The organism is Mucilaginibacter corticis, assembly GCF_007558865.1.
In the GTDB taxonomy this organism is placed as follows: domain Bacteria; phylum Bacteroidota; class Bacteroidia; order Sphingobacteriales; family Sphingobacteriaceae; genus Mucilaginibacter; species Mucilaginibacter corticis.
In genome coordinates, this window is record NZ_VLPK01000006.1 from 111,956 (window position 1) to 137,330 (window position 25,375).

General features: G+C 40.8%; 17 protein-coding genes. 3 read left to right on the top strand and 14 right to left on the bottom strand.

The window, feature by feature from the left end; all coding sequences use genetic code 11:
* Positions 1-74 precede the first annotated feature (74 nt).
* From FO440_RS22345 to FO440_RS22410, 13 genes are all read right to left on the bottom strand, one after another.
* Positions 75-548 carry an Lrp/AsnC family transcriptional regulator gene (locus FO440_RS22345; protein WP_144250538.1) on the bottom strand — a complete coding sequence of 158 codons (474 nt, stop codon included), beginning with the start codon at positions 546-548 and terminating at the stop codon, positions 75-77.
* Positions 549-597: 49 nt separating this feature from the next.
* Positions 598-822 (bottom strand): hypothetical protein, encoded by a 225-nt coding sequence (locus tag FO440_RS22350; RefSeq protein WP_144250539.1) that lies wholly within the window; start codon positions 820-822, stop codon positions 598-600.
* 15 nt (positions 823-837) lie between these two features.
* Positions 838-1,911 (bottom strand): metallophosphoesterase, encoded by a 1,074-nt coding sequence (locus FO440_RS22355; protein ID WP_144250540.1) that lies wholly within the window; start codon positions 1,909-1,911, stop codon positions 838-840.
* A 26-nt stretch (positions 1,912-1,937) separates the two neighbouring features.
* Positions 1,938-2,405 carry an ankyrin repeat domain-containing protein gene (locus FO440_RS22360; RefSeq protein ID WP_144250541.1) on the bottom strand — a complete coding sequence of 156 codons (468 nt, stop codon included), beginning with the start codon at positions 2,403-2,405 and terminating at the stop codon, positions 1,938-1,940.
* A gap of 6 nt (positions 2,406-2,411) precedes the next feature.
* Positions 2,412-4,682, bottom strand: a complete 2,271-nt coding sequence (locus FO440_RS22365) for an alpha-L-rhamnosidase (protein WP_144250542.1) — start codon at positions 4,680-4,682, stop codon at positions 2,412-2,414.
* Between the two features lie 35 nt (positions 4,683-4,717).
* On the bottom strand, positions 4,718-7,447 hold the full coding sequence (locus FO440_RS22370; protein ID WP_144250543.1) for an alpha/beta hydrolase family protein: 2,730 nt from the start codon (positions 7,445-7,447) through the stop codon (positions 4,718-4,720).
* Positions 7,444-8,922 (bottom strand): thioredoxin family protein, encoded by a 1,479-nt coding sequence (locus FO440_RS22375; RefSeq protein ID WP_144250544.1) that lies wholly within the window; start codon positions 8,920-8,922, stop codon positions 7,444-7,446. Before FO440_RS22375 ends, FO440_RS22370 begins: the two co-directional genes overlap by 4 nt.
* Positions 8,923-8,992: 70 nt before the next feature.
* The gene (locus FO440_RS22380) at positions 8,993-10,408 is read right to left on the bottom strand and encodes a RagB/SusD family nutrient uptake outer membrane protein (protein ID WP_144250545.1); all 1,416 of its coding nucleotides are present in this window, start codon (positions 10,406-10,408) and stop codon (positions 8,993-8,995) included.
* Positions 10,409-10,418: 10 nt separating this feature from the next.
* The gene (locus tag FO440_RS22385; RefSeq protein ID WP_144250546.1) at positions 10,419-13,808 is read right to left on the bottom strand and encodes a SusC/RagA family TonB-linked outer membrane protein; all 3,390 of its coding nucleotides are present in this window, start codon (positions 13,806-13,808) and stop codon (positions 10,419-10,421) included.
* A 170-nt stretch (positions 13,809-13,978) separates the two neighbouring features.
* Positions 13,979-15,079 carry a FecR family protein gene (locus tag FO440_RS22390; RefSeq protein ID WP_144250547.1) on the bottom strand — a complete coding sequence of 367 codons (1,101 nt, stop codon included), beginning with the start codon at positions 15,077-15,079 and terminating at the stop codon, positions 13,979-13,981.
* A gap of 56 nt (positions 15,080-15,135) precedes the next feature.
* Positions 15,136-15,717, bottom strand: a complete 582-nt coding sequence (locus FO440_RS22395; RefSeq protein WP_144250548.1) for an RNA polymerase sigma-70 factor — start codon at positions 15,715-15,717, stop codon at positions 15,136-15,138.
* 156 nt (positions 15,718-15,873) lie between these two features.
* The gene (locus tag FO440_RS22400; RefSeq protein WP_222104036.1) at positions 15,874-16,098 is read right to left on the bottom strand and encodes a helix-turn-helix domain-containing protein; all 225 of its coding nucleotides are present in this window, start codon (positions 16,096-16,098) and stop codon (positions 15,874-15,876) included.
* 1,047 nt (positions 16,099-17,145) lie between these two features.
* Positions 17,146-17,637 (bottom strand): hypothetical protein, encoded by a 492-nt coding sequence (locus FO440_RS22410; RefSeq protein WP_144250550.1) that lies wholly within the window; start codon positions 17,635-17,637, stop codon positions 17,146-17,148.
* 160 nt (positions 17,638-17,797) lie between these two features.
* Here FO440_RS22410 and FO440_RS22415 point away from each other — a divergent pair, with 160 nt between their 5' ends.
* Positions 17,798-19,690, top strand: a complete 1,893-nt coding sequence (locus FO440_RS22415) for a nuclease-related domain-containing DEAD/DEAH box helicase (protein ID WP_186292759.1) — start codon at positions 17,798-17,800, stop codon at positions 19,688-19,690.
* 15 nt (positions 19,691-19,705) lie between these two features.
* Here the strand turns inward: FO440_RS22415 and FO440_RS22420 are convergent, their stop codons facing one another.
* Positions 19,706-20,860: a cysteine desulfurase family protein gene (locus tag FO440_RS22420; RefSeq protein ID WP_144250552.1), complete on the bottom strand. Its 1,155-nt coding sequence runs from the start codon at positions 20,858-20,860 to the stop codon at positions 19,706-19,708.
* 121 nt (positions 20,861-20,981) lie between these two features.
* Here FO440_RS22420 and FO440_RS22425 point away from each other — a divergent pair, with 121 nt between their 5' ends.
* Positions 20,982-21,923: a DUF4007 family protein gene (locus FO440_RS22425; RefSeq protein WP_144250553.1), complete on the top strand. Its 942-nt coding sequence runs from the start codon at positions 20,982-20,984 to the stop codon at positions 21,921-21,923.
* A 28-nt stretch (positions 21,924-21,951) separates the two neighbouring features.
* Positions 21,952-25,374 (top strand): hypothetical protein, encoded by a 3,423-nt coding sequence (locus FO440_RS22430; protein WP_144250554.1) that lies wholly within the window; start codon positions 21,952-21,954, stop codon positions 25,372-25,374.
* The last annotated feature ends 1 nt before the right edge of the window (position 25,375 follow it).

A 25,375-nucleotide genomic window follows, 5' to 3' on the forward strand; every position in this document is an offset into this window, starting at 1 on the left:
AAATGTCCTGAATAAAATCGCGCGGATTATTATTATTTTACCTACCGTAAAAATTAGCGTAAAACCCGTTCACACTAAATTTTTAAGGGTATCGCGCCATAACTCTTCCCCTCTTTCAATAAAAACAAACTCTCCACATTGCCTACATTAATCTGCGAATTGATATTCTCCAGCAACCAGACCGCATATTCCTGTGGTGTCCGGGCCGCCACCTGCAACACAAAGTTCCATGGCCCGGCAATATTCAAACAGGATAATACTTCCGGCATCGCGCAAGCCAAAGTTTCAAATTCGTCTAACAAGGCAGTGTTTTGCTCCTTCAATTTAACCAGCAGCATCACCAATACCGGCATTCCCGCCTTTTCCCGGTCCAGTACCGCCATAAATTTTTTGATCAGCCCTGCTTTTTCCATCCGTTCGATCCGCGTAGACAGCGGCCCGCCGGTAATGCCCACCAATCCCGCCAGCTTTCCCAAATTCATCCAGGCATTATTTTGCAGATACCGCAAAATCTTCAAGTCTATTTCATCAGGTTTGTTTCCGTTCATGCGATTCTCTTCATTAAAGTTTCTCCTTCACAGCGCTCTCACCTAACCATCAAACAATTTTACCCCGTTCAGCTCTACGCACACCCGGTATTTTCGCCGCCGTGCTCTTGTACTGTTCAATCGTATCGCCCAAACCCATCAATTGATCATGATAAGCCGCCAGCAATCCTTCCAGTTCCTTTTCAATTTCAATCCTTGACTGGTACATTTTTACATTACTCAACTTATTCAAATTGCGCTCATGTTCAGCCGCCGTAATTGCAGATAAAGCCATCGAATTTTATTCTTTTCATAAAATATCTTTTTCTTTTATTTGGTCATTTTTGGGTTTGTAGCGCAAAAGTTTTTGATTATCCCTATGCCACTTCCCATTTTCATACAAGACCGAAGCGGAATGCCCTTTGTGCGTATCAACATCAATACCAATTACTTTGCCCTCGTAATAACTCGCCACATTCCATTTAACAATAGTGTGCCCCACTACAATATATTTACAAGCATACTGCTGTAAAGTACTGTCCAGCCCTGCCATACTAATTTTAGTTTCCCTGAAATAAGCCCTGTACCAAAACGGTGAGGATTTATCAAACAGCACTTTGAAATCAGCCGGGATCTGATTGATTTTTACATCATAGTAGGGCCTTGCTTTATGGTTCAGTTGCTCAAGCGACAAATTGAGTCGGGCAACCTCAGGTGATAATCCCGCATGCATTACCAAGACATCACCAATCTTTTCAACAATATTTTTAGAAAGCAGCCAGCGGCCCAGTTCAGTATCCTTACCGAACAAACCCGTTGCATCCGTACCCATTAACCAGGCATTTTTAAAGTATTTCCCATCCGTATACCGGTGGTCGCCATCCAGGTTCATGATATCATGATTGCCCAGTAAAACATGTACACTGCCGCCTTTCGCCTTCGCTTCATCTTCCAGTTTATACAACAGCCAGAGTTCAGGCACCACATCCTTACCCCTGTCAAACAGATCGCCCGCGATCACCAAATTATTCGCACCATAGATCCAGTTATACTCCTGATCGATCACTTTGCTTTTCAGCAATAATTCCCTAAAAACTTTAAACTCCCCTTCTATGTCCGAAACAAACAATGTTTTGCCCGCCGCCGGATATTCACCGTAAGGAATTTCAATTTTTTCTTTAAGACTCACCTTAAATGCCCACTCCGGGTGCCCTTCGGGCGTTACCACCATCTGTTCACCCGGCAAAATCAATTCCGATTTTGCCAACGTTAAATTATCATCTTTTTCAATTGTGATAGCAACTGCTTTTTGGTCTTCATAACGCACATAAGGGCCGTCAACCGTCCATACCTTTTGCGCGAATGTCAGAAGACCTGTCAACATCAAAACCAAAATCAGCAAGTACTTCACTATAGGCTCTTTAAATATTCTCCAACAGCTCCCTGATTAAACTTTTCCGCATAAGTCAGCGGTGTCATACCGGAAATATTTGGATCATCACCATCATATTTATAGTCCTTTTTAGCACCTTTCGCGATCAGTATTTTTACCATTTCCAGCCGCCCGTATTTGCAGGCATGCATCAAAGGCGGCACATAGCCATTGCATTCTTTGTTGACATCCGCACCTTTTAAGATCAACTGATCGAAACATTTTTTAGCATTCGCCCTAACGGATTGTGACAAGATGCTATAATTGCCATAGCACTCGTTAATGTTTTCCTTATTAACAATTTTGTCCAATGCCGCAACATCATCGGCTTTAACGATGGCAGCCAGGTTTGCCGGGAAATCTTTCAAACCGTTATTGGCAATGGCCTGTGCTTTTGATTGAAACGCTGCGAAAAGGATGCAGCAGATAATGGTTAATGTTTTCATGAGTAATTATAAATTGTTTATGGTGTACTGATAATGGCCGGGCCCTACTTTTTTAACTTTTTGATTCGGAAGTTCAATACTGGCAGTAGTTCCTTTGGGTATGCTGATCTCATAATTTGTTTGATTCCCTTTGGTGTGCCACTCTGAACTGATCATCCCATAGCTGATCTGATAAGTCGCCTTTGCCCAAGTCAGATTTCCGCCAGGAATAGGTTTGATCAGGACCTTTTTGTAACCCGGCGCGGCCTTGCGGATGCCAGCAACATATTCATAGAGCCAAAGCCCTACAGCGCCGTAACTATAATGATTATAACTGGTCTCATTAGCCGCACCGTCCGAACCCATACCATTCCATTTCTCCCAGATCGTGGTCGCGCCCATCGTAATAGGATAAAGCCAGGATGGCATCGTCTTTTGATTTAATAATTTGTATGCGACATCCGCATAGCCATAGTCGGCCAGTACTTTTAATAGAAAGGGCGTCCCTAAAAACCCGGTAGCCAAGTGATCGTCATTCTGTCGGATCAATGTCACCAGGCGATTTGCAGCATCCGCGCGTTTGTCTTCTGGCAGCATGTCAAAAGCCAATGCCAGCACGTAAGCAGTTTGCGTTTTAATTTTCAGGCTACCATCGGCATTGACATAGGTTTTCATAAAATTGCTTTTTACCGTTGCTACCATTCCGGCATATTTTACAGCGTCGGCTGTTTTACCCAATACCTTAGCCGCGGCAGCGAGGATTTGCGCCGAGCGAGCCCAATAGCATTGATCGATCAGGGGAAGTTTTGTAGAAGGCCCCATTGCGTACCAATCTCCGTAACCATTTGCTTCCCAAAGCCCGTCATTGCTTTGACCTTGTATATAATCCACCCAGGCTTTCATGGATGAATATTGCTGTTCTAATAATTTTTTGTCTGCGTAGGTTTCATATACTGTCCAGGGAACTATAGTTGCAGCGTCACCCCAGCCTGCAACACCTTTGACCTCGGGTTTGTGAGGTTCAACTGTTGGTATGTAAGTTGGAACCCCGCCATTTTCACCTTGCTCACCTGCCAGGTCATTGAGCCAGCTGCTATAGAATTTTTTGGTATTGCGCAGAAAACAGGCTGTTGGTGCAAATACCTGCGCATCGCCTGTCCAGCCGAGCCGCTCGCTCCGTTGCGGACAATCTGTAGGGATCTCGAAAAAATTACTGTTCAGGCTCCATTCGATATTTTTCTGCAAACGGCTGATCACCGGCTCAGAACACGCAAATGTGCCTGTGTGTTTAAGATCGGTGTAAAGTGCGACCGCTTCTGCGCTCCATCCTGTTTCCGGAATAGGTATATTCTTTTTGTCCCTGATCCAGGTCAGGCGCGCATACCGGAAGCCATGATAAGTAAAATGCGGATTAAGTATGCTTTGTATGCCATTCAGCACATAAATGTCGGTAGCAGTAGCATTTCGTAAGTTAGCGGTATAAAAACCACCGTCCTTGTCGAGCACCTCGGCATGTTCAATTTTCAGGCTGTCGCCTTTCAGGCCTTTGCATTTTAACTGTACCCATCCTGCCAAATTTTGTCCAAAATCGATGATGAGTGAATTATCGCCACCATCCCAGGTACTTTCAGGCGCGAAATGCTCATGTGCCCGTACCGGCTCTTTTGAAGAAGGAAATAACGAAGCTTTGCTGTGATCAAGTATCTTAACGGCTTGCTTTGGGGTGGCAATAATATTTGCGTCAAATAGCTCCCCTTCATAGATCCCGGAATAAAAAATAGGGCCATAAGCTGACTGCCAAGTTCTGTCGGTCACTACATCCTTTTTTGTCCCGTCTGTAAAGACCAAATGCAGACAGGCAATCAGGCCTGCTTCTTTGCCGTAATGGTCACCCTCGTTGTCGCTGGCGCTGCCACGAAATATCCCACGGTACCAGCCCTCGCCAACGGTAACGCTTAATTCATTATCCGCTTTTATTTGCGTTGAAATATCATAAACCTGGTAAGGTATACGTTGATTGTAATCCACAAAGCCTGGTGTGAAATAATCACTACCGATCTTTTTTCCATTTAGTTTTGCTTCATACAGGCCCAAGGCTGATATATATAGAATAGCTCTTTTAACAGGTTTATCGAACCTTAACGATTTGTAAAATATTGGTGCTTGACGATGCGCACCATTTATATAGTCCGTTGTTGTGATCCAGGTAGCATTACTTAGCGGATTCCCTTTTTGTTTTGTCTGGGCATGCCTTGCAAGTCCATTACAAAGGCACAATAGCAGTAAAAATTTTTCCAAAATGAATAATATTGTTCTTCAGTCTCTATAAATCCTCAATTTATTTTAAGTCCATTATCCGTCCCCTTCATTGAAGCCGGGATACCATATTTTAACCATTTCGGTGCTTGCTTTCCCATCAGATAATAGTCAAAGAATTGCATCACTCTTTGAGAAAAATCGACCTTATTTTGATCGTCTGACATTACGTGGCCTTCATTATCATATTGCAACATCCAAACTTCTTTCCCAAGTCGCTGTAAGGCATTAAACCAAACGTACCCCTGGGTCCAAGGCACTGCTACGTCATTAGTATTATGCATTATTAATAAAGGTGTATTGACCTTCGCAGCTTCGAAAATTGGAGAATTGTCGATGTACCTTTTTGGATTTTCCCAGAAAGAAGATGCCATGCGGCCTTGACCCGTCTCGTAGTAAAAACCAATGCGACCCATCCCGTCTTTCCTTCTAGGTTCTAAATAATCGTCAATAACATTGCATATACCTGCGGCCTCAAAGGCCGCTGCAAAAATTGACGTTTGCGTAAGAATACAGTTCGTTTCGTAGCCACCAAAGCTATGTCCTGCTAACGCCATTTTATTTTTATTTATCCAAGGCAACTTAGATAAATAATCTGCGGCTGACACAACGGCGTTATACGCGTTTTTTGAAGGATATCCTGCTATATAATGATAAATATCGGGCACACATACAATATATCCATGACTTACCAACCAGGGAATACTTATAGTTCCATCACTTAAATTCGGCGTAATAAATGAATTCAAATAATCCGATTCCCTTTCATAATAGTAAAATATAACAGGATATCTCTTAGTATTATCAAAATCCTCGGGCTTATAAAGGATGCCAGAAGTTTCATTTCCATTTGGCAGCTTCCAATGTATCAATTGCTCTTTATACCAGTTATAATCTTTTTGAGGAGATAAGGATGTCAGTTGCGAAAATGAAGTAAAATCACTGGTATAATACAGATTAGAGTATTCCCCTCCACTCATTATCCTAGTCAGAAAAACATTATTGTTTGTTGCCCTAACTGGCTTAAATTGAGCTTTTCCAAGTATAGAGCTACCATATCTTGGTGGGAAATAATATCCTTTGTCAGCCATTACTAATTTCCGAAGATTATCCCTCCCGAGTGACACACTAAAAAATCCGGCCTGTTTAGTCTTTGTATTAAATGCGGAGAGGATTATCGTGTCATTCAAGTTAAAATGATTTGTTCCAAAGTCAAGGCGCCTAAAACGAATATTATGCGCTTTCCCATATCCGTTAGTTACATTAATTGGTTGCTTTTCTCCTTCTGGGTCTATTGCCCAAATGTCATTTCTATCATAAATCAATAGCAAATGATCATTTCCCAACCATCCCGCAATGCCTTCACTGATCGATGAAAGCGCATTTGCGTCATTTTCCGCATCTATTCGGGATTTTAAATTTGATGTAATGTTTACTGTATTTTCTGTACGAACATTATAGGTAAACCAAGCATTAAGTTGATTATCATACCAAATTACATACTTACCACCGACAGAAAATCTAACATCAAATCCTCTTAAGCGACTTTTTATCAATTTTCTACTTCCATCTTTAGTATTCACAATATATATATCGGGTCGAGCAGTAAGTCGCCAACTATTTTCTCTAGAGTCACCGTTGATATTAGCTGTAAACAAGGCAAAGTCTTCTGTTGCGTTAAGCCCAATCAACATCATGTCACTTACTTGTTGAAGCTGAATTACCTTCTCTGAGTTTTCAACATCGATTACCGAAAGACAGAGTTTTCTGGAAATACTACGCTCCTGTATTGAATTCAATTGGTCAGATTGTAATTCCTCATCCTTGTAGTTCCAAACGTTTACCATTGTACCTTTTACTGATTCGTCCTCTGATTTTCGCGCGACACGATTTCCGCTGTAAAAAAATAGACGTTTTCCTTGTTTGTCAAAAAACATTTTTTTTTCTCCCACATAACTATGTGGCAGGTCTTCAACAACACTATCAATCAATATTTTGGCTCCTTGCGTACCTTTTTTATAATACCAGATTTTATTTCCTCGGTAAGTACTTTCTCCATTTGAGCTTATAAAGGCGAGTTGTTGATCATTAAAATCAAATACTACGTTTGATAACCTATTACCCTTGTAAATTTGAATTTCTTTATCATTTTCCAAGTTAAGCCAACTCAATACATAGTCAGCATTTTTATTTTCTTGAGAACCGGTTTTATAGATTAAAACATCTTGACCAGTATGAGAAAAAAAACATTCCACAGCGGTATTATATTCTCCTTTTTTACCTGAAATTGCATTGTAAATCGTCCAACCCTTTGATTTCGTAGGTTTATATATCACCCAATTACTATTGCTGCCAGGCAATTCTAAATATTGACCTTGATCAACAAATTCCAATTTACCACTATATAATTCAACCTTCCAAATACTATCGGCCGTCGTTTTAAAAAACAAGAAATGTGAGTCGTTTGTAAATTTTGATTCCTTTCCATTACCTAATTTAATTTCTCTATGAGTTGCTATTGATTTGACAACTAATTCATTTGAGCCATCTGTATTTTGAATATTGTAAGCAATAAAGACTCCATCGCGACTTATAATTTCATTATCAATTTCTGGCCATTTTTTTATTGATTCTAGATCGAGTGTTTTCTTATGCGCAATATCCGGAACTTTACCACTTTGACAGAGTGCATCACTTGCAAATCCCCATAGGGAAAGGTATAAACAAACTTTGATTAGGTAATTCATTTATTCTTAATTGTTGGTTGAATTGATGTTTCCGGTTGGGGCCAAGTCTTTTCGCCCTTTTTCATTTTGTTTAAGGCGGCAGATATATCTCCCAGATCATCAGGGTGTTTTTCTGCATTTTTTTGGGCTGCCTTGTATGCAATTTCTTCATATTGAATTGCACTGTCCCGGTTTCCCGCCTTATACAACAAATTGGCATAGGTATCCACTATTGTTACATCAACATATTTACTGAAATCCGCACGATCAACAAAAGCCTTTTTAAACCAGTTGATGACAGCCTTTAACGCGTTTATATTCTCCGAGTGCAAAAAAACACCGTCCCAGGCAATATCATTAGCAAAGGGATAAGGAAAACTTTTGGTAAAACGGGGCCGGTTCAAATACGTTCCTAACTCTATTACGGAAGCATCGAATTCTGGCCACATCTGGCGATTTTTATAATATCTTGCTTTATGAATTATCGTTTGATTCTCCAGATCCTCTCGGCTGATATCCGGAAACTTCTGAGCCGCTTTATTGATTAAATCATTCCAATCAGGATTAACCTTTCCCAAACCATCTACCTTCGCCCTTATTAGATACTCATACGCGCCCGATTTGTAGTAGTCTTTAAGACTAGTCATAACACTAGTGCTTATTTGTGGATATTTTTCCAATATTTTCTTTTCAAAATCTGACCATGTTATGCCTGGGTTATTGGCAGCATAGTAAGGCATCAGATCTTCATTCTGAATAATGTATGCAATTCTTCCTTCGGCCATATATGTGTTACCAAGGATTTCATTGATTTTCTTTATATTTCTAAAAAAAAACGTAAAAATTTCCTGGTCACTGGCGACTATGATCTTACTGTTAAATTCGAGATTGTTCTTTTCAAATGGATGAGTAAGGGTCTTAAAGTATGCGTTAACAGCCAACTTTGCATTATTTTTGTCAAACCGGATTGTTTTTAAAACCAATTCTCTTAGAAACACTGAATCTGATTTGTGTGCATCCAGTTGTTTTAAAATTGTATAATACTGTTTATTAGGATCGAATGAATTTGTTGCGATAGCAATAAAAGAACCAGCATTTTCAGGTGTTCCAACAAATCGGTGAACTGCATTCCCGTTCCAATCAAAAAATAAATAGGTAGGATAGGCTTGAATACTGTATTGCTGGCCAATTGATCTTGAGTCGTTATACCACAACTTTACAAAATCATCATCGTTTTTAGTTCTGTCCATTTGGAGTGCAACATTGATGAAATGGTCATTGAAATATTTACCGACCGTGTCATTTGGGAAAATGTTATTTGCAATCCATTTGCATGGTGCACACCAGGTCGCATAGCAGTCCATGAAAATGTATTTATGTTCAGTTTTGGCTTTTAGCAGCACATCTTTCCACGCTAGGTTTTTTTCGAAATTGATGCCTTGAGCTGAAGCCGTAAGGGATAAGGCCGCAAAATATATAAGCAGATATTTTTTCATATATAATTTTTTAGTGAATTGACAGCAACCATAATTATTTCACTATGGTTGCTGTTGATATTAAAGTAGACTAATAGCCCGAGTTATTTGGCAGTAACGCAGGATTTAGATCAATTTCAGTTTGAGGGATTGGAAATAGAGTTTTGTAGTCAGCCCAGGTTACGCCTTTGGATACTGCTACGGCCGACATGACTGAATTTACTTGCCCAGATCTTTTTAGATCAAACCAGCGATCGCCCCATTCTCCAAATAGTTCAACCTGGCGTTCCTTGTGTATGGCATCAAGTATATCTGTCGTGGTAACCGGGCCTAATCCTGCCCTTTGACGAATAGCCATTAAATCTGATTTTGCACCATCAACGTTACCTTGCTGAAAGCGCGCTTCTGCGCGAATCAAATATTGTTCAGACAAACGCAACACTGTCATATATTCTGTATTAGGTTGAACGGTGAGAACAGATTGATATTTATTCGCATAATAGTAGGTGGTGGCATTGGCCGTGTACTGCCCTACCCAGGATGTAAAACGTTGTCCGCCGTTAGTTTGTAATGCATTTTGCAATTGTGGGCTGATTAACATTAGTGCGGCATTATTTGTGGGCGTATAATTAGGTCGGATAATCAAATATTGAGTAATCAAGTTCGATGTATTAGGAACATTAACAGCCTGTATCTGAAAAATTGATTCATTCGAATTCTTTTTAAAAACAGCATTCAAAGTCACCAATGAATACAAGCTTGTATTAGAAATTACACTTGTTGAAGCGACTTCAGCATTATTCCAATCGCTTTTATACAGGTAAACTCTGGCTAGCAGCGCTATCGCTGTACTTTTGTTGGGACGTATGCGTTCTACCGATGCAACACCTCCACCAGTCCGATATTCATCCTGTAAGCTATTTTTAGCTACTGTCAAGTCTTTAATAATTTGATCATATACCTTATTTTTATTTGTGCGTCCGATTTTGCTATTTATACTAGGGTCGCCGGTTAGCATCAACGGCACATCTCCGTATAAATTTACCAGGTAGAAGTAAAAAAACGCCCGCATAAAACTGACTTCACCAATGAGCTGAGATTTAATTACCGGCGTAAGGGTATTTGATGCGTTTAATCCACTTAATGCTGTATTAACTTGATAAATCCGTTGGTACATTTCCAAAAAACCGGGTGAATTGCCTTCCGGTGCATCTTTACAGTAAGGAGCCCAAGCGCCATAGGAAGAATAATTTACATATTCGTCAGCATAGCCGCCCATGAGCAGACTAAGGCATGTGGGGCCGTCTGTGATTCCTTTTGCCGACATATTTGTGTAAATACTTGTTACAGCAGCAGCAGCAGAGGCGTCATCGGCAAATACTGATCCGGATGATAGTTGCGTTGGCGGTGGGGGTACTTCGACAAACTTTCGACATCCTTGAACTGCTAAAAATAAAAGCAGGGCCAAACATACCCTTATTATATTTAAGATTGATTTAACTTTCATAATTGTAATTTTAAAAAGTTGCCTGAATACCCAATGTATAAACTCTTAAAGGCGGTAAAGAAACCCCTTGTGTTTCCGGATCAAGTCCTTTATAAGAAGTGATCGTCAACAAATTTTGCCCTTGGAAATAAAATTTCACATCATCCAATTTTAGACGGGCAGTCAAGCTACGTGGAACTGACCAAGATAATGCTAGGTTTTTGAGCCGGATATAGGATGCATCCACGTAAGTAAAGTCACTATTTATAAGGCTGCTGTAAGCCCGATATGCATCTGTAGAATAATCTTGGGTAAAGCGCTGATAAATATTGCGATCACCATTATTTTGCCAACGATCAAGCACATATGTGGGTTGGTTTACCATCCAATCACCTGGAGGGTTACCAATTCCGGAAAATATACTACGCCCTGTTTGCTTAACAAATGAAAATAATATATCCAACGAGAAATTTTTATAACTGATATTATTATCAAAGCCCCCGTATAGTTTTGGTGCGGTATTCATATAAGCAGTCGCAGCAGCAGAGGTACTGGTTGTCCCCCCATTTCCATCAGAAAAAATATAAGCCCCGGTAACTGAATCAATTCCGACCAGATGTGGAACTTTAATCTGTGTTATAGGCTTTCCGATAGTGAAATCTCCTAAGGTCAAGTAGTCCGGAATTCTTAATAATTTATTTTGGGGCATAGTCAAATTAAAATTGCTCTGCCAATGAAAGTCCGGGGATTTAACATTTACAGTATTTAAAACTATTTCTAAACCGGTATTTTGTACTGAACCATCTATATTAGTAATTATAGTACCAAAGCCTGTACTTATTGGAAGAGGTTGATTTAATAACTGATTACCCGAACGATTCCGGTAATAATCAACACTTAAATTAATGCGATCATTAATAAACCCTAGATCTACACCAACCTCTAGTTTTTTGGTCGATTCCCAACCTAAGACTGGATTATAAAAACGTGTTGGTTGTAAACCCTTAATTTCATCGTAAGTTTTGCTAACGGAACTATACAAATCCATAAAATAATAATCAGAGATTTGATCACTACCAGTAATACCATAACTACCTCTTATCTTTCCCAGACTCAACCAAGGAAATAAATCTTTTGAAAAATTTTCATTCGAAAATATCCAGGCCGCTCCTGTAGAAAAAAAATTCGCGAATTGACGATCTGGGCCGAACCGACTGCTGGCGTCGCGTCTGGCCGTAATATTTAAAACATACTTGTTGTCCCAAGTCATGCCAATACGGCCATAAATTGCACTATACCGGTAAAGCGCCTGACTTGAGCTGTTAATAGTAATTACTGAAGCAGCAGAAAGATTGGAGAGAAGTGCATCACTACTGAAATTAGTTCCTGTTGTTTGTAATCTCTGGTTTTCCTGTTGTTGAAACGTACTGCCGATCAGTGTATTTATTTCTGCTTTACCGAATGTATTATTATAGTTTAGCTGAGGTTCTACTATCCAGGACCTATTATTTGCGTTGCCGAAAGTTGACTGATTACCGGTTGTGAAATGATAACCAGGGTCATAGTATTTTAGCGGTAACTGTCTTTTTTCATCAGTCCTGGTGACAGTGTAGCCGCCGCTCGCCTTAATGGTCAATCCATTGGTTAGCTGGTAACTCATTATGACATCTCCAACTAGATTGTCGGTGATGGCACTATAGTGACTATATAAATAATGAGCCAGGGGATTTGTCCATGTTCCAACGCCACCCGGCGTCAAGGGCGCCCAATTTAAGGTACCATCAGCATTATATAGAGTGGGCGCATTGGGCGGTAACAGCAAATCGCTAAAACTACCTAGTGATTGAACTGTATTATTGTCATTTACATAGTTTCCGAAAAAGCTTATCTTAAATTTTTGGTTCGAAGAAGCGCTGTTTAGGCCGAAATGGAAAGCGGCTTTAGTGTCGGCACCTGGATCATTATAAACTGTGGCTTCCCGATGCCAGGTACCGCTTATTAAATATTGCGTGTTGTTATTTCCACCTGAAACAGATAAGTCGACGTTTCTATATTGTGCGGCACCGCCCCAAAAATATTTGGCCCAGTCGGTATATCTGTCCTTGCTCCAGGCCCCATCAATATCATAATTATAATCGGTTGGATCTGTTGTAATTGAAGGTATGGGAAGGCCATCATTTTTAAGGGCTTCTTCACGCATACTAATATATTGTTGTGTATTCAGCAGTTGCGGGAGCTTAGTTACTTTTCCGTACCCGCCGTAGACATTGGCAGTAATTTTTGTAGCACCTATTTTCCCTTTCTTAGTTGTAATTAAAACCACTCCATTCGCTCCTCTACTTCCGTAAATAGCGGTTGCATCGGCATCTTTTAGTATATCTATGGTTTCAATATCTTGTGGATTGATATAATTGAGTGGGTTACCACCGCTCAAATTTGTATTAACGAGTCCAAGTGTTTGATCCATATAAGGCACGCCATCAATAACAAAGAATGGATTTGTATCCTTTACCAAACCGTCGGCTGGAATCGCATTCTGGCCACGAACTAACAAAGAGAACGAACTACCTGGAAGTCCACTTCCCTGTGTTATGAATGCGCCAGTTACTCGGCCCTGCAGAGCTGTTAATGGATTGTTGATAGGTTCCTGTGCAATTTGGCTAGCGTTAACGGATGATACTGACCCTGTATTTAATAATTGGGTGGTAGTGTAGTAGCCTTTGTTGACTACGACTTCTTTGAGGTTGGTGTTACTGGCTTTGAGGGTGATGGTTTTGATCTTGGTCAATTCATTTGCTGTATATTCCTGGCTTTCGAAACCGATGAAGCTGAAGACGATGGTTGTTTTCTCGTCTGGGACAGTAATCTCATAAAAACCTTTGTTATCAGTTAAAGTAGCCGTATTTAAATCTTTAACACGTACGGTAACTCCAGTCATTGGCTGACCGGTTTCATCGATTACTTTGCCAGTAACAGTAACTTGGGCCAAATAAACCCTAGCTTGGTCAAATAAAGATTGCTCCTTAAGCTGCAAGATGATGTTTTTGTCTATTATTTTAAAGCTAACGGGTTGATCCTTGAAGCATTCATCAAGCGCCTTTTCTACAGAGGCATTCTTTAAATCTACCGTTATGGGCTTTGTTTTTATTTCCTGGTCACTGTAAATAAAAAAGTAACCGGTTTGCTCTTTGATGGCTTTGATAGTTTCTTCGAGCGACGCATTCTTTTCCCTGAGGGTAACCTGGCTGTAGGTCTTTGCACTCACATTGAGAAAAGCGATGAACAGGATAAGAGTCGTCAGCTTCATAATCAAAAACGATTTTTTGAAGTAGGGCCATGCCTTGGGCAAGGCACGGAGATTCGTGTAAAATTTCATTACATTTGCTAGTGTTTGGGTTAATACTGTATCAATCTTAGACAATTGTTTATTCTCCCTGTCGCGATCTGATCGGGACGGAGAAAGGGTAAACCCAAATATTTACCGTGGTCGTGCTTCCAACACTTCCGCGGTTTTTTTTGGCCCTACCTAATTCCGGTTTTACTGTGTTTCGTTTTGGGTACGGGTCATAGCTGTTTCATTAGGGTTGGCATTTATTTAGTTATTATGATTTTCTTTCCTTCTATTCTATAATGGATATTCAAGTAGCTTAATATCTGCAGCGCCTGCGACGCATTCACGTTACGGTGTACTTCACCAGTAATGGTCTTGTTGGGTATTTCTCCTTCATAAGCCACTTCCACATCATACCAGCGTGCTATTTGCCGCATCATCACCGGTACCGGCGTCTTTTCAAAACTGAAAGCACCGTTCTTCCAGGCAATTACCTGGTCAATATCGGCACGTTTTACATTTGTAGTGGTAGATACCGGAGAAATAGCCGTATAACCAGGTTTTAAGAGCTGCTCGTTAACTTTTACTGAGCCTTCGACCAACGTAGTAGCGGTAGCCGGTTCGTCGTTATAAGCGCTGATATTAAATCTGGTGCCGATATCTTCTGTCAACTGGTTATTGGTTTTTACTTTGAAAGGCATATGGACGTTATGCACCACTTCAAAATAGGCTTCGCCTGTTAATTCTACGATTCTTTCGCTTACGAATTTGGTCGGGTATTTTAATGATGATGCCGCGTTGAGCCAAACTTTGGTTCCGTCCGGCAATACTACACTGTATTGATGCCCTTTTGGCGTTTCCAGGATATTCTGGCCAATTTCTTCTGGCTGGTTATAAGTTAATAAACTGTCGTTGGATTTGTTGATACCGGATGCGATCGCCCCTACTCTGGTTTTTTCAAGAACGATCTTTTTGCCGTTGGCTAAAGTCAGGATCGCACCGTTTGTTCCAGGTTTTAAGTCGTTTTCAACCTTTACTATTTGATCTGTTGCAGGTTTAGATTTTATATAGAAATATAATATAGCCGCTAAAGCCAGCAATATGGATGCAGCTATAGCAATTAATGGCATTAAGCGTCTAATCGCTGGTCTTTGATTTGGATTGATCGATGCCAAGACATGAGCGTACATCCGGTCGCGTACCGCGTCCGGACCTTCCGAATCATCGGATAGTTCCATGATCTCATCTCTTTGTGCCTGGTCCCATTGCGCCAGCCTGTCTGCTTCCTCTTCGGTCAACGTTCCCGTTTTCCATTTGTAAGCCAAACGGCGTAATTCTTCTTTTGAAGGCATTTCTTCCATATTGCCTTTATAGACGGCAATTTAAAAGACAACCCTATGTCGCTTTGAAAAAAAAATTAAGAAATATTCGCGATGAGTAAAATAACGGCCGGCAGCGAAGCGCTTAGGCCCTTGATGGCGCGGGTCATGTGGGCTTCCACCATTTTTTCAGAGATCTCCAGTTCGGCGGCGATCTGCTTGTTGGCCATCCCTTCTTCGCGGCTCATGCGGTAAACGATCCGGCATTTCTCCGGCAGGTTTTGGATAGCATCTTCCAGCTTCTCGGTCAATTCTTTTTCCAGCAGGGCAGAATCGGCCAAAGTATTTGAAGTGAGGATTTCAGCTTGGCCTGTCAGTTCGACGGTTTTAATTTGTTTGCGGTACTGGCTGTCTAACAGATCCAATACCCGGTAGCGGGTCGCAGCCGCCAAATAAGTATATAAAGTATAACGGAGTTCCAGTTTTTCCCGCAGGTTCCACAGTTTGATCAGGACATCCTGCACGCATTCTTCCGCTTCTTCCAGGTTATTTAACCTGTTTAAAGCGACTGCTAATAATTTATCCCAGTAACGTTCAAATATTTCCTTCAGCGCCCGCTGATCGTCCTGTTTTAACAGGGCGACAAGTTCTTGATCAGTATAGGTATTAAGGGCGCGCATGATCGGGGATTCGTATCTATCTAAAAACGAATGTACTAAAAGTATTGCGCAAAGAAAAAAATTGAGTATTAACTGAGTGTTAAGTACAATAAAAAGCCCGCAGTTTCTTGCGGGCTTTTTGTATTAAGGCCTTGTTTTGAGCAAGTTTTTTATAAATCATTCCTCGATCAACTGACTTGGATTTATCTCCAACGCTTTCGCGAGCGCGAAAATCATAGAAATGCTGGTATTGATCACGCCACGCTCGATCCGGCTAATCTGACTGAATTCTATCCCAACCAAATTTGCTAACGCTTCTTGCGCAAGATTGCGCTGCAATCGATACTTCCTGACATTGTTTGCAAGGATTTTAATAGCATGATTATCTCTAAGCTGTGGCACATTCCAAAGCTTAGGTTAATTTTGATTTTGAATTAAGGCAAATTTGCCTTAATTTTACATGTACGTTTTAACCTTCCAATATGACGGGTAATTTAGGATCAGAATCCATTCTCCTCAAACCGATAAATTTATTACCTGTTAGTCCAGAATTAAAAAAAGCCTGTGTGTTAAACAGGCTTAGCAATTTAAGTGACTTATTGAAGTTGTCGATGAACGAGATTATAGAATTACCAAACTTCGACCATCGTCTTTGGAACGAGTATGTTGCTTTCTTAGAAGCGCATGGATTAGGCTACCACCTCAATTAATTTATCCAGGTAGTGAAGCATTAGCAAAACAGCCTGCGAAGTTCCCAAATCAAACGTCCATCCTTCAAATGAAACTTATTGGCCACACTAACAGCACTTAAGTCAATCGCACAATTCGAGAATATATCACGCATCGGGATGAAAAATTATGATATAAGCCTAGAAATAATTACCAGGTACAATTCGGCGAAAGGCCGTTTATCTCCTGAATTTAACAAAGTGGTGAGCTCCTGGTCTGTCCGTGCCTGAAGTGTAACCATTTGGGAAAATTGGAATACGAATATAAGGAAATGTTAAAGGATGCAAAATGGTGATAATGAATATTATAGCTAAATAAATTTGAAATAAGGATTTTTATGAAGCTGGGTCGCGATGATCTTTTTGTCCAAATAAGTGCGAAGTCGGCCTCCGAATCAATGATCAAAACCGTGAGCATGTTCCTTACCACTTTGACTCAACTCATTCGTTGCGTTCTAATTGCCATGTTCAATAATTGATTACACAAATCGGAGCGCTATATCCTACCGAATCGTATGGTCACGCATTGCGGAATTTCTACACCTCGTAACTCGAAGGTCGTAGGTTCAATCCCTGCTACAAATACCTCATAATTAGGCAGTTACTTTGAGTCGTAGCTGCCTTTCTTTTTTCTGTTAACGTATTATTAACGGTTCTTAGCTATTTCTTTGGCTTAATTAAAAGTACGACATTTTGAAAAAATTTCAAATTAAATGTTGTATCACCGAGGGAATTCCTCGGGAAGAAACTCGTTAACTTTTTTGTTGAGTTCAACCACTTCATTCGAGCATTTAAGAATTTTTTCAAATAAGTCCTTCAGTTCCTGTTCTGTGTAATTTAAGGTTTTCGCGCCGTCACGTAAAGATATCAAGGAAATATCGTCGGTGTCTAAACGAGCAATCTGTACGTAATGAGCAAAGAAATTTCGTTGCTCTTTGATATATCTTAGTTCGCCAAATAGTTTCCCATAAAGTTTTTTAAAATTAGTGCCAGCTGACTTTTTGACTAATACCTCCATTGTGGCGATCTTGCCATCAAAATGGAAGCGGTCTAACAAAATTTCCCGCATCATATCCCAACGCGTGCCACGCTCTCCAACAAAGAAATCCAAAATAAAAACTTCAATGTGTTTTTCGAGCCAGCTGCAGGCATCAATAATGTGGCCTCGATGATTATGACCTACAAGGTTTCGTTCTTCTACAGATCGCGACATTACTAGAAAGTTTATTACGAACTTACAAAATCTCAGAATAAAATTTATTCAGATTGATTTCAAGAATTCTAATCCAGCATTATAGTATCAATTTGGTAATTCGTAAAAACAACTAGGTTGCAACGTTTTGATAATTAATTATATTTGGTTTTGTTTAATCGTGTCAAACCGACTTTATCCAACCTGGGAGCAACTTAAAGATGCACATAATCCACTAACACCGGGGGAAGAAGCGCTGCTTTCATATTTGGATAAATATCTTCCCAAAGACAGCAACTGGACGAAAGACAAGCCACTTTCTGCTTATCGCGGGTGGCTAATTTTTGCTCAGCCTTTTTTAAATGGTAGCCGGCCGGATATTATTATATTTCATCCCTTTGTTGGCGTAGTCATTTATGAGGTTAAAGATTGGGACTTGAATCTTTACAGTCGTGAAAAAGATGCCAATGGCCGTTGGGGAAAACTGTATGGTCGGAATGGTTCTAGTTCATATCAGGTAAAAAGCCCAATCAAACAGGTAAATCACTACAAAGAAAAGATCATTGGCCAGCTTGTACCAGCAATAGGCGAAAGAATGGATAAGGATAAAAAGGCTTTTGGTTTAATTAAAACAGCCTTGTATTTCCATAAGTCACCGGAATGGAAAGCTGAAGAATTATTTGTAAACCCTGAAAAAGATAGTTCATATTTACCAATTTTGGGAAGTGATTCGTTAATGCCGGGCAATTTGGAAAAGGTTGTACCTGACGTAAATTACAGTAATAGTTATTTTTGGGACATTGCTTGGAATGAAGAGTTGCTGTTTTGGTTTAATCCACCTTTTCATTATATCGAGCAAGGGGGACCTTTAACATTAAAGGGTAATCAAGAGAAATTAGCAATGCCTGCTGTAGGACATCACCGTGCGAGGGGCGTGGCCGGGAGCGGAAAAACACAGGCATTAGCATATCGTGCTGCGAATTTAGCATCATCAGGGCTTAACGTTTTAATTATCTCATTTAACATCACACTATGGCATTATATTAAGGATATGATCGCCAGAGCGCCCTTTAAATTTAAGTGGGATAAAATTACGTTCAGCCATTTTCATGGATTTTGTAAAGATAAACTAAATGAGTTTGGTGAAGAATGGCCGAGATCGCCCGAACCAACCGTATTTGAATTTCCTTTCGAATATGAAAATGCCATTGAAAACTTTTTTAAGGCAACTGTGCCAAATTCAGTTAGACAGGCAGTAGCAGGTGGTGATTATGACAAATACGATGCGATCCTGATCGATGAAGGGCAAGACTATCATGTGGAGTGGTATGGGATGCTAAATGAACTTTTTCTTACTAAGCGTGATGAACTGTTGGTAGTTTGTGATAAAAAGCAAAATATCTATGACCGGGAAATGGATTGGATCGATAAACGTGTTACCCGTCAAGGCCTTGAAAAATTTGTTTCCCCTTTCATTGATTTAACAGTGAGTTATCGTATGCCGCAAAAAGTAGCCGAACTATCTAACGAGTTCAGCGAGCTATTTAATTTGAATCAGGATATTAAGCTCTCAAAAATTGATATTCTGCCTGTACTATTGCACTCCCAGCACATTGTTTGGCTTAACATAAGGGATTCTGAATGGCAAGATATGGTTTATCACGCATTCCGCCGCTTGAAGAAAGCTCAATACAGTCCTTCTGACATAATTTTACTATTGCCCAGTCATAAACACGGGCAGGATTGTATAAATTTGTTTAAAGAAAAAGGCATTGAAGTTAATCATGTTTTTGAAGACAATTCCGAAGCTCGTTATCATCCGCATAAGAAGGCATTTTGGATGGGTGATAGCCGCCTGAAAATGTCAACAATTCACTCGTTTAAGGGCTGGGAGTTGCTTAATATTGTTTTGTATATCCCACTCGGAATACCGGACAACCCCAAAAAACTTGATGCTATTGTATACACCGCGATTACGCGAACTAAGGAAAACCTGATCGTTTTGAATTCAAATCAGAGATACGTTGGTTTTGGTGAAAAGTTCCCAAAAAAGTGGAACGAACAAGATGTGTGACTTTTGTTGCTAATTCTATAAAACATCAAAAGCTTCAGTATAAGCTTTAATGAAAAGTTTCGCCGCGATTTCAATTTCAGAAATTGTGTTAAAACGACCAAGTCCAATTCGCAAAGTGTTAAAGGCATCGTCCCGCGGAACACCAATAGCTAATAGAACGCGCGAAGGTTCAATGCTTCCGGATTCACAGGCTGAACCCGTACTTGCAACTATTTCCGGTAGGTTGGCTAGTAACAAATCGGCTTCCGTATCAGGAAATGTTAAGTTGGAGTTGTTTGGTAAACGATTGCTAAGGTTACCATTAATTAACAGATCTGGTATGCCTGCCTTTAATAAGCTTTCAAAATGATCCCGTAATAGCGACAAATAATGTGTTCCTTCTTTTAATTCCTCGGCACATATTGCACACGCTTCTCCAAATGCTACAACGAGCGGAACGGGTAAGGTACCTGGACGAAGACGGCTACCCGATTCTCCCCCGAACATGATCGGCTGAAGTTTATAAAGCAAATCCGGGTCTTGGTTGATCCAGATTGCGCCTACACCTTTTGGTCCATATAATTTATGTGCGCTGAAGGTGAGCAAATCCACTTGACTGTCTGCAACATCCACAGAGATCTTCCCAACCGCCTGTGCTGCGTCTGAATGAAAAAACGCACCGGCGCGGTGCGATAAGGCAGCCAATTCTTTTATCGGTTGTATCGTACCAATTTCAGAATTAGCTAGCTGGACCGAAACCAATACTGTTCGTTGATCAATGATCTCGCGCGCTTTTTCCAAATCAACCGTACCGGTAATATCTATCGGCAAGTATTCGATCTGCCAACCATCATTTTCGAGGTACGAAAGTGGAGATAATATAGCTTTATGTTCGATACCAGTAGTAACAATCTTACCTTTCTTTCCGGTTCTTTGGTAGTGGCCCTGCGCCAGCCCGATTAAAACAATGTTATTGCTCTCCGTCGCTCCTGAGGTAAAAACAAGCGTTCCATGTTGCCCGTTAATTAAATTATAGATTTTTTTCTCGGCTTCATTTACAGCATTTGCAGCGATCTCACCATAAAGATGATTGCTAGACGCATTACCATAAAATGTGGTATAAAATGGCACCATGCTTTCTATGACCCTTGGGTCACAGGCAGTAGTTGCATGGTTATCTAAATAAATCATCCTTATATTTGTTAGATTATTTTTATAAATAGGCCGAAAATAAAGATTATTTTTGATAGCTTGGACGTTGCCTGGCAGTTTTGTCGGGATCGTCCGGCCGCCTTATTACAAATACTGATAGATGAAATTTAGATTTTCCGGACACGAAAGTTTTCCCGCCCGTTATACTTGGCTTCCTAAAGCCTATAAAGCTATTTTACACAATCCGGAAATATTCGCTGATGACAACAACGCGATGGTAACATTGGGCGTTGGTAAGAATATGGTTAAATCCATTCGTTTTTGGGTTCAAGCCTTCAGCGTGGCCCAACCATGTCAAAATGGCCCAGGGCTATCCATTACTGATTTTGGTCACCAGCTATTTGGAGAAGAGGGCTACGATCCTTTTCTGGAAGACATCCAAACACTATGGTTATTACACTGGAAGCTTTCTAGTATTAAAGATGATCCGCTTTTCGCATGGTACTTCTTACTTTTTCGCTGGCCTCAACCACAATTTACGCGCTCCGAAGTATTAGCGCAATTCACAAAGGAATCCGACCAAATGGATCGCCCGCTGGCTGATTTTACTAAAGATCAGCATTTTGATATCTTTCTTCACAGTTATGTACCTGTACGGTCGAAAAAAACCAACGAGGTATTGGAAGACTCCTTAGATTGTCCTTTAAATGAATTGCAATTTATTTCCCAAGCGGGTGAGCGCGTGATGGGAGAAACCGGCCGGCGGGAGCCAGTTTATGAATTTAATAGCGAAAATGGCAGAACCATTTCAAATGAGCTTTTTACCTATTGCTTATTAGATCATTGGCGAAATTTTCACGCAGCCGAAAAAACCTTATCATTTCGTGATGTCTCATCAATGCCGTTTAGTATTGGACAGATATTTAAACTTCCGGAACCCGAACTTCGTCTTCGGCTGGAACGTATTAACGCAGATTCCCTAGGTTTGTTCGAGTATGTCTCATCTGCTGCAGTACCCCGTATTGTTAAAAATATGGAATTAAGCGACGAAATTGTGATGGAGACGTTGAGCAGGATTTACCAGAAGGTATTATTTAACTAAATTAGAAGAATTAACAGGAACGATTATAGTGAGTATAGCTCAAGAGATACATATATTTAAAACACATCAGCAATATCTGAGGTCGACCAATCTTGAACGCGATTGGCATGATCCGGAGGCTTTAAATAACTACTTGGTCACTCCTCAAAGTGAGCAATCCTTACATAAGATCCTGGCCGGCTTGAAACCGCAGTCAAGTTTACGCGCCTGGCGTATCACTGGTGACTATGGTTCGGGCAAATCATCGTTTGCATTATTTGCCGCAAATGTGTTGGATAAAAGAGACCTGCCAGGTCATATAAAGGTCTCAAATTACGGTGCGGAAGGCGCTCGCATAATACCGTTACTCATTACCGGTTACCGCGGTTCACTTGGCCAGGCAATCCTTCAAAGTATGGTAACTTATCTAACTGAAAAAAGTAAGGGTGAAAGCTTACTAAAGGAAGTAGAACATATTTTGACGGAAACGGCCAAGCCCGACGATTCGGTGGTTTTAAAAATGACCAAACGTTTTCATGACTTTATTATAAAAAGCAAGACCGGTTTTGGCATTTCCATTTTTATAGATGAGGCGGGAAAATTCCTTGAACTTGCTGCCTCCAAACCTGAACAGGAAGATATTTTCCTTTTACAATCTCTAGCGGAGATGGCTGCTAGAAGCGGTAAGCATCCAATAATCGTCGTAACAATTTTGCATCAGGGTTTAAATGCCTATTCAGAACGCCTTGCCAAAAGCCAGCAAAGAGAATGGGAAAAGGTAGCAGGGCGCTTTGAGGAGATTCTATGGCACCACCCCTTAGATCAGGTAGTATTGCTGATCGGCCATGCTTTAGACGTTGATTCTGAGGCCATACCGTCAAATTCAGGTGAATTTATGACAGTGTTGATGCATAAGGCTCTAACTTTAGGCTGGTATGGCTACACCGTAAGCTCAGACCTTCTTGAAGAACTGGCAAAAAGACTTTACCCGCTTCATCCAACCGTAATACCTATATTAGTAAAACTCTTCACTACTTTCGGGCAAAACGAGCGTTCCCTCTACTCATTTTTATTGGGTCAAGAGTCCTTTGGTTTGCAAGATTTTGTTCAGCGTACAGAGGGTATGCGGTTGTACAGATTGCATGACCTATATGATTTTGCGCGGGCCGCTTTCGGCACGAAATTGGCTGCACTAAGTTATCATTGGAAAGCAGTAAATGACGTCATTGCAACTTTTCCCTATTCGAATGAGGAGCAATTGCAGCTGTTGAAGACCATAGGGCTGATCAATCTCATAAACTCCGATGCTTTAATTGCATCTGAAGCGCTTTTGTCGTTAGCTAATGATTCGGATATGAGAGAAGTGTTGGATAAATTGAATCGGGACAATATAATACACTTCCGTGGACACGCAGGTGGGTATTGTATTTGGCCGCATAGCAGTGTCAATATCGAGGATTGCTATGCACAGGCAATCGCAGCTGTCGGACCTCAAACAAATGATCTAAAGAGTTTACTTAAGGATAGATTATCCACCAGACCAATCGTTGCCCGCCGCCATTATATCGAAACAGGGAATTTGCGATACTTTGGGATTGACTATATTGATGCTTCGGAGCTTGAATCATCATTGAACCGTCCTTTTGATTCAGATGGTCTTATACTTGTTCCATTGTGCGAAACTGAACAGCAGGTGCAGCTAGCCATTAGCATTATCGAGGCTGCGGCTGATAATATGCCACCCAGTGTTATTGTCGTGATTCCCGGTCAATTGCGCTTTCTTAGTGAATTTTTGGAAGAGGTCCGCCGTTGGGAATGGGTCGAAAGGTCGGTTGGCGACCTTCGTCATGATAAGTATGCTCGTGATGAAGTGTCACGACAGTTAGCAATATCAAATTTGGAACTACAAAAACAATTGCAAAGAATAATCGGCTTTAATTCACTAAGCGCGGACAGTGCGCTCGCATGGTATCACCTCGGACAAAAGAAGGAAGCCCTTATAGGCAATCGGGCCATGATGGGTTTTTTAGCCGATGTTTTCGATGAGCTTTTTCCCTATGCACCGCGTATCCATAACGAACTTGTTAATCGCAGGGATATCTCTTCAGCGGCAGCATCCGCGCGTTTACGGCTTTGTGAACGACTGTTTGAATATTCTGATAAGCCATTCTTAGGCATGGATCCCGAGAAACATCCGCCGGAAATGTCCATGTATTTATCGGTTTTTCATGCGGCAGGATTTCACCATGAAGCGGGTAATGGAAATTGGCAAATCAGATTGCCTGATGAGGCCTATGATCTTGATAACTGCAACGTTATCCCGGCGATGCAGCGTATTAATGAGCTTCTCAATGACCAACACAATCAACGCGTAGAGGTGCCTGATATATTTGAAGTACTGCGATCAAAGCCTTTTGGTGTCCGCGATGGAATGATCCCCGTCCTGTTGGCGGTATTTATTGTAATGAACGAGCAAGCCGTAGCGTTGTATGAAGATGGTTCTTTTATACCCCGGATAACTGGTTCGAACTACCTCCGACTTATTAAGGCCCCGGAAACGTTTCAAATACAGTTTTATCCGATCACTACGTTGCGTACTTCACTTTTTTCCAAGTTAGCACAGGACCTTGGATTTGTCAATGAAGTCGTAGATCAGGTAGATCTTCTTGACATTATAAAACCGCTCTATACATTCATGGGCAAGTTGCCCGAGTATGTATTGAATTCAAATAGCCTTAATTCAATTACCCAGCGTGTTCGCAATATATTACGGAAAACGGGAGACCCGGTCAATCTTTTATTTACCGATCTACCAGAAGCATGCGATATTGGCGACCTGAAAAACGCCAGTCTACAACCTGAAGTGATAGCGGAATTCTCAAAAAAACTAAAAGAGGCTATAGACGAACTTAGGCAAAGTTATCCTGCCTTACTTCACCGCCTACTTGAAGATTTGATGAAGGAATTTGAACTTACGGGGTCTTTCGAAAAAAACCGTCTAGCGCTATCTAAGCGCGCGACTTCCGTATTGCCGTTTATTACTGAAATTCGTTTGAAAAGCTATTGTTTACGTTTAGCGGATCTCAACCTAAATGCAGACCAATGGGCGGAATCCTTGGCCAATCTATTGTGTTCAATGCCAGCTAATAAATGGCGTGAAAAGGATATTTATAAGTTTGAGCAGGAACTACACCATCTAACACAGCAATTTATTCGCGTTGAAGCGACCGTTTACAGCAAGTCAAAAAAAGACGGCGAGGGAATATCCTTAAGGGTTGCGCTGACACGACCTGACGGGCAGGAAAGGGGTCAAGTTATTCATTTTAGTACTTCTGAGGCCGAAGTAATTGACGGCTTAGAGAAAAAAATATCGGATTTGCTTGAGCAGTATGGCCAATTAGGTATGGCTGCTGCATCAAATGCCTTATGGAAGATGCTAGACGATGCCCAAAATAAAAAAAATCAAAACTGAT